Source organism: Pseudomonas syringae pv. cilantro, assembly GCF_001293775.1.
GTDB lineage: Bacteria > Pseudomonadota > Gammaproteobacteria > Pseudomonadales > Pseudomonadaceae > Aquipseudomonas > Aquipseudomonas syringae_P.
In genome coordinates this window covers 114,433-120,674 of the sequence record NZ_LGLN01000032.1, presented here as the reverse complement: position 1 = coordinate 120,674, position 6,242 = coordinate 114,433, and the positions used below count along the sequence as shown (strand labels likewise).

5 protein-coding genes and 1 pseudogene are annotated in these 6,242 nt (G+C 57.4%); 4 read left to right on the top strand and 2 right to left on the bottom strand.

The features are described 5' to 3' along the window. The 3 genes and pseudogenes from ABJ99_RS29000 to ABJ99_RS06010 all read left to right on the top strand — a co-directional run. Positions 1-199, top strand: a pseudogene (locus ABJ99_RS29000) (hypothetical protein); the annotation flags it as partial. A gap of 76 nt (positions 200-275) precedes the next feature. Then, the gene (locus ABJ99_RS06015) at positions 276-1,637 is read left to right on the top strand and encodes an MATE family efflux transporter (RefSeq protein ID WP_054085030.1); all 1,362 of its coding nucleotides are present in this window, start codon (positions 276-278) and stop codon (positions 1,635-1,637) included. Between the two features lie 22 nt (positions 1,638-1,659). Continuing rightward, positions 1,660-2,310, top strand: a complete 651-nt coding sequence (locus ABJ99_RS06010; RefSeq protein ID WP_054085029.1) for a TetR/AcrR family transcriptional regulator — start codon at positions 1,660-1,662, stop codon at positions 2,308-2,310. A 17-nt stretch (positions 2,311-2,327) separates the two neighbouring features. Here the strand turns inward: ABJ99_RS06010 and ABJ99_RS06005 are convergent, their stop codons facing one another. Both ABJ99_RS06005 and ABJ99_RS06000 read right to left on the bottom strand, forming a co-directional pair. Then, the gene (locus tag ABJ99_RS06005) at positions 2,328-5,069 is read right to left on the bottom strand and encodes a beta-glucosidase (RefSeq protein ID WP_054085028.1); all 2,742 of its coding nucleotides are present in this window, start codon (positions 5,067-5,069) and stop codon (positions 2,328-2,330) included. Further along, entirely contained in the window at positions 5,066-5,302 is a 237-nt protein-coding gene (locus ABJ99_RS06000; protein WP_054085027.1) for a hypothetical protein, read from the bottom strand. Before ABJ99_RS06000 ends, ABJ99_RS06005 begins: the two co-directional genes overlap by 4 nt. Before the next feature lie 571 nt (positions 5,303-5,873). On the opposite strand from ABJ99_RS06000, the gene ABJ99_RS29590 reads away from it, so the two are divergent. Continuing rightward, positions 5,874-6,224: a hypothetical protein gene (locus tag ABJ99_RS29590; RefSeq protein ID WP_326828202.1), complete on the top strand. Its 351-nt coding sequence runs from the start codon at positions 5,874-5,876 to the stop codon at positions 6,222-6,224. Positions 6,225-6,242: the final 18 nt, after the last annotated feature.

The following is a 6,242-nucleotide window of genomic DNA, read 5'->3' as shown; positions in this document are numbered from 1 at the left end:
AACAAACATCACTGACATCGAAGAACCGCTGTGTAACGCGGAGCGTCACGAAAGGCATGCCGACGCGGAGTATCGTCACGATAGTCGTAGGGAGGGGCGACTAGGTGCCTTGAGCCTCAAACAAAAATCCCTGACACCGCAGAACACTGTGCGACGCGGAGCGTCAAAGCAGCTCAAGCAGAACTGCACCAATCAATAAGCAAGGAGCGCAAAAACAACCATTATCACGATTCGAGCCCCGTTCCAGGCTCAGTCCAGGCGCTTTGAGAAACTTGATGACCGAAGCCAGCGCAACATTTACCCAAGGCAGCATAGCGCGACACATCGCCGTGACCGCCAGTACCAGCGCCGTAAGCCTGTTCGCCATCTTCCTCGTAGACATCCTGACACTGGTCTACGTCTCAATGCTCCACGATCCAGTGCTACTGGCCGCAATCGGCATTGCCAAAGTGCTGATGTTCTTCAACAGCGCCCTGGCCACCGGCCTGATCATTGCTGCCACAGCCGTACTGTCAGAACGCATCGGCCACCACGCCGCCGGGTCCATCTCCAGACTCACCGCCAGCCTGCTGATAATGGTATTCGCAGTCTGCGGCCTTTCAGCGGCGATGCAACTATCACTGGCCGGGCCGATCACCCACTGGCTCGGAGCCCAAGCGGCCACCTACGAAGCGGCGCGCAGCTTCATCTGGCTGACGCTGCCGTTCACCGCGATTCAAGCCGTCATGCAGATGGCCGCGCAAATCCTCAGGACCTCCGGCGATAACAGCCGGGCGTTGAAAGTCGTCCTGTCGGCCGCAGCGACCCTGGCAGTCGCGGACCCGTTCTTTATCTTCGCCCTGGACCTGGGCCTGAATGGCGCGGGTATCGCATTCGCGCTGTCCGCCTGCGTTTCTGCGTCGTTGGGCGTGTATTGGGTACGAAAGCGCGTAGGCCTGGTGCTGACGCGCAACCTCAAACTGTTGCGACTCCATGCCGCGCGTACCTTCAGAATTGCGCTTCCGGCGATGGCCGCCAACCTCGCGACCCCGGTGGGGCTGGCGTACCTTGTGGCTTCGTTGTCGGCATTCGGCACCTCGGCCCTGGCGGCCATGACCGTATTGGACAGGGTGCTGCAATTTTCCTACTGCGCTTTTTTTGCGTTGCCGGGTGCTCTGGCGCCGGTGTTGGGGCAAAATATCGGCGCGCAGCGAGATGACCGGGTCCGCGCGGCGATCGTCTTCACGCGCAGGCTGGTGGTGGGCTACGGCCTGGTGGTGTGGCTGATGCTGATACTGTCTGGCGGGATGATCGCCGATCTCTATCAGTTGGAGGGCGACGCCCGCGAGCTGTTTCTTGCTTTTTGCCAGTTCGGCGGCGGGTTGTGGGTGGTGATCGGTCTGGACTTTGTCGCCATCGCCGTGTTCATGACCATGAACAGGTCGTGGTGGGTGCCGGTTTTCGCCTGGCTGCGGGCAACAGCAGGTACAGTGCCATTCGTCTATGCCGGTGCTCACTGGTTTGGCAGCAGCGGGGCGTTTCCCGGGATGCTTGCCGGTAACGCGGTGATTGCGCTGATTTCGATTACCACCGCATCGCTGACGGCGAAGCGTTTTTTCACCAGCAGGTCTCAGGCCAAGTGCGCCGGGGCATATTGAATCAAGGCGTTATCAGGTTTTTATGGCAGTCGACGAATCAGGGAATGAAATCGAACAGGTAACCCCACCCAAGCGCCGCCGTGCACCCAAGGGAGACATGCGCAAGCAGGCGTTGCTGGATGCCGCGACGGTGATTTTTGCCAGAGATGGCTATTCCAGTGCGTCGATGCGCGAGGTGGCGTTGCTGGCCGGCATCACGACGGTAGGCCTTCTGCATCACTTTCCCAATAAAGAAGCACTGCTCAATGCGCTGCTGGAGCGCAGGGATCAGCGCGTCACGTCGAGATTTCAGGACCTGACCACCGAGTTGACGCTCGAGGGCTTTCAGAAATTTCTGAAAATGAGCATGAGTTTCAGCATCGAGGATGCGGCCGAGTGCCAGGCGGCTTTGCTGATGAACACCGAAAGCCTGTCGCCTTCGCACCCGGCCTGGTCATGGCACAACGAACGATTCCACTTGACCCACCAGCATGCACGCGGCCACCTGAGCGCCTTGATCGAGGCGGGTGAAATTCGTGCAGATATCGACGTGAAAGCCCTGGCCCAAGAGATTTTCTCGGTCATGGACGGGTTGCAGATTCAGTGGCTGAGAAGCCCGGAAGAGGTAGACGTGATGGCCGTATTCGATATCTACGTGCAACGTCTGGGAAGGGACATCAAGGCTCATTCCTGAGCCTTGATGGGGATGGATCAGTAAGCTTGTGTGGCGCTTACCTGTACGGCTTTGCGCAGTGGCAACGGCAGCGGGTTACTGTCGCGGGTGGTGAGTTTTTCGGGATAAAGGGTGATCAGCGTCCGGTTAAGCGTCAGATTCTCCGAATCGGCGCCCACCAGGATCTTGAACTTCCCGGCGTCGACATCCCAGCTGTCGGTCTTGTCGACGTAGTAAGCCAGCGAGCGTGAGTCGACAGGAATGCTGACAGTCTTGCTCTCGCCAGGCTGCAGATAGACCTTGGTGAAACCCTTCAGCTCTTTCTCCGGACGGTCTACAGCCGGTTTCACAGGCTGCACGTAGAGCTGCGCCACCTCAAAGCCTGCCTTGTCGCCGGTGTTGGTCACGGTGAATTTGACGTCAATCGTGGAGCCGGGCGTCAGCACGTTGGTCGACAGCTTGAGATCGCTGTAGCCAAACGTGGTGTATGACAGACCATAGCCGAACGGATACAGCGGTTTGGCGTGCTTCTTGTCATAACCGCGATAGCCCATGTACAGACCTTCGCTGTAGGTCATCTCGGTCAGCGCATTGTCGCCACGATAGGCCGCCGGGTCCGGATACGAGGCGTAGCTCGGGTTGTCTTCGATGTCCTTGTCGATGGTGATCGGCAATTTGCCCGACGGGTTGACCTTACCGTACAGGATCTCGGCCAGTGCCTGACCGCCTTGCTGGCCCGGGAACCAGGCTTGCAGCGTGGCACCCACTTTATTGGCCCATGGCTGCATGTTGGCGACGCCGCCACCGTGCATGACCACAACGGTGTTGGGGTTGGCTCGGGTGACGAAGCTGATCAGTTCGGCCTGTTGGTCAGGCAGATCGAAACCATGGTCCGCACCTTCGCCTTCGTTTTCATAAGTGGTGCCGACAGCGACGACCACGGCATCGTACTTCGACAGGTCCTTGGGCGGACGCAACGCTGCCCAGCTCATCTGTACGCCCGTCAAACCGCCCAGCGCCGGGATGAAATTACCCTGCACACGCTTGTATTCCAGCTTCACGGTGTACTGCTTGCCAGCGGTCAGCGCAGCGGTCTTCCCGGAAGTGACCAGCGCATTCACAACGTCACCGGAGTACGGCACGCCATCGCTTTGCAGCACCAGTTCATCGTTGACCCACAGTTTATAGGGGCCATCTGCACGCACCTTGAACACCTGCGCACCCGAAACCGTTGGCTTGATGGTCGAGGTAAACCGCGCCGAGAACGCGCCTGCCGCCGGGCTGAAGCCGGAGACCGCGGTGGTGCCGGCGTCGGTAATGTTGGTGCCGGTGGTCCAGTTCAGGTTCACGCCGGGTTCGACACGGGTCAGCACCGGGTCGCCCGACAGGCTGGTGTTGGAGAAGTACTCTGCCTTGACGCCCGAGTTGGTGATGCCGTTGTCACCGGGCGACGGTTGATACCAGGTGGAGCTGGCCGGATTCAGGCTCATTTCCGGGATGAACGTAACATCTGTGCTGCTGGACGCCAGTTGCTGCAGGCCGCTCAACTCCGTGACATAGCTGTTGGGTGGCGAGTTGGCGGTGCCGAATGGCGATGCCGGAGCCTGACGTGCCCAGTCGCCGATCACTGCGATCTTCGCCGAGCGAGAAAGTGGCAGCAGCGGTTTGCCAGCAGTCGTGTTTTCGTTGCGCAGCAAGACGATGGACTCACGCGCGGTATTCAGCGCTGCGCGCATGCCGTATTCCGGGTGTTCCAGGGTTTTGGCGGTGTTCAGGTTTTCCTGGAAGTCATAGCTGACGATGGCGCGCAGGTTGCGTTTTACCTTGTCGTCTATCACGTTCTGGGTGAGCTGGCCGCTCCACAGGTAAGGCAGCAGGTTGGCCTCGGTAAACTGCAAGCCGGACGGCATATCGATGTCAGTGCCGGCCCATGCACCTTTGACTGCATCGTGGATGGCATTGAAGTCACTGATGACCATGCCCTGATAGCCCCATTCGCCTTTGAGCACTTCAGTGATCAGGTGATGGTTTTCGCACGCATAGTCGCCGTTGACCTTGTTGAAGCCACACATGATCGACGCCACATTGGCGTTCTTGACCATCGACTCGAAGCCCGGCAGGTACAGTTCGCGCAGGGTGCGTTCGTCAACGTTGACGTTGACCGCCTGACGGTTGGCTTCCTGTTCGTTGGCCAGATAGTGCTTGCCGCTGGCCTGAATGCCCTGAGCCTGGATGCCGTTGACGATGGTGGGTGCCAGTACGGCTCCGAGGAACGGATCTTCGCCGCTCACGTATTCGGCTGAGCGCCCGTTGTAGGGCGTGCGGTAAAGGTTGGCGCCAGGCGAGAGCATTTGCTGGCCGCCGGAAATCCGCGTCTCGTAGGCGATGGCCAGGCCGAACTCTTTCGCCCGGTTGATGCTCCAGGTCGCCGCCAGTGCAGACTGCGATGGGTACTGAGCGCCGAAGGTGGCGTTGTTGACGTGAACACCCATGGACGAGTCATACGCCACGGTGCCTTTGATTCCCCATTTGAGCAGTGAAGGGATCATGTGACCGTCATTCACACGGGTGAAGTTGATCTTTTCCGACTGGCTCATGTTGTCGAGGATCGAGCTGACACGCGCCTCGACCTCGTTGCCGGTCGCCGGGGTCACTGCGGCGAGGGCGATATTGGCCTGCATGACGCTGAACGTCAGCAGGCTCAACCCCAGTGTGTGCTTGAAGACTGACAAGGAAAGGGTCCTTTGGGTAAGCGCAGCAGGCTGCGGGCGGCGGATCATGGCTGTTTCACCTGTGCAGGGGCGTCATCGGTCACCACCGGTGCATCGAGCAGGGTGGAGGAGCTTTTCGTCGTCGTCGGGCTGATCTTGTCGGCGCCGGACAACTGATCGCGTTTCGCTTCGACCTGTACCCTGATCTGTTGATCAGGGGTAGTGGTTGTAGAAGTTGAATCCGCTGCCAGCACGGCAACACTTTGCGCGCACAGAAGTACTGCGCTGAAAACAGACAGCATGCATCTAGTCATCGATCGCATCTCGATTAATGGTTTACAAGGAGGAAAACAGACGGCTGTCGCAATATTGGATTGCTTGGCTGAACATTAAGTCCAGCGCAGTGTTAAAAAGTTCGCCGGTTTATAAAATATTCGCAACGCTGATTTTAATAAATGATGTCATTAGGCTATCGTGCGGTTTTTGAGTCGTTTTTCGCCGTTGTCATCTCTGAAATGTTAGGAAATATTCGAGTGAATTGACGTTATTCGCCAAATTCTGAGCGTTAATTCGTGTTAAATGGCTAGTAAATACAAAAATGTGGTTTTTTATTGCTTTTTATAAACCTAACTGTCGTTAGGTTTAATGGTCTGGTAAGCTGTGCACTCTGAATAAAAGCTGCTTTTTATTGCGCTTTAAAAAGACACTCGCAGTGTCCGTTTAAGTAACGGTAGCAGACGTGTTGCATCGGTAAGTTCTAGTGAGCCTTGTGGGCAGTCAATAGTAAATTGACGCGCTCTATAACGCGTCGAAACGTTGTGCATCACGGTTAATCAATAAGTGTTGAGGTTAACGTCGAGGCGTTAATGCGCGATTTACTGTTCGTTTTTCAGAAGCGGTTATTTTAAAGGCAGATGCGTGAGTCATGAAAATCTACGGATTGATCTTGCGATCTTGAGGGTCGTAAGGCGTCTGTGTTCCAACCGGCCGCGAAAGCTGACATTCGGTCAGATCTACACCGAACTGATCCGCTGTCACTCCGCACCGCCTGCAATCCCTGCCTGCGTCACGACAGTCGACACCATGGTCAGGGAAGGGCTGCTGACCTCGGCACAAGTCCTTGAGCCTGACCTTTCATTTCCCTATCCCCAGCACATTATCAGTGGCCTGACCGAGATTGGCGCAGCATCCCTGGCCGACCAGCACGTGACCGTCACGCGCTGATCCTGCCAGTGATTCCGA

Bases quoted from the DNA above. Each gene is read 5' to 3' on its own strand.
- ABJ99_RS06015 (WP_054085030.1), top strand. From the start codon at position 276: ATGACCGAAGCCAGCGCAACATTTACCCAAGGCAGCATAGCGCGACAC.
- ABJ99_RS06010 (WP_054085029.1), top strand. From the start codon at position 1,660: ATGGCAGTCGACGAATCAGGGAATGAAATCGAACAGGTAACCCCACCC.
- ABJ99_RS06005 (WP_054085028.1), bottom strand. From the start codon at position 5,069: ATGATCCGCCGCCCGCAGCCTGCTGCGCTTACCCAAAGGACCCTTTCC.
- ABJ99_RS06000 (WP_054085027.1), bottom strand. From the start codon at position 5,302: ATGCTGTCTGTTTTCAGCGCAGTACTTCTGTGCGCGCAAAGTGTTGCC.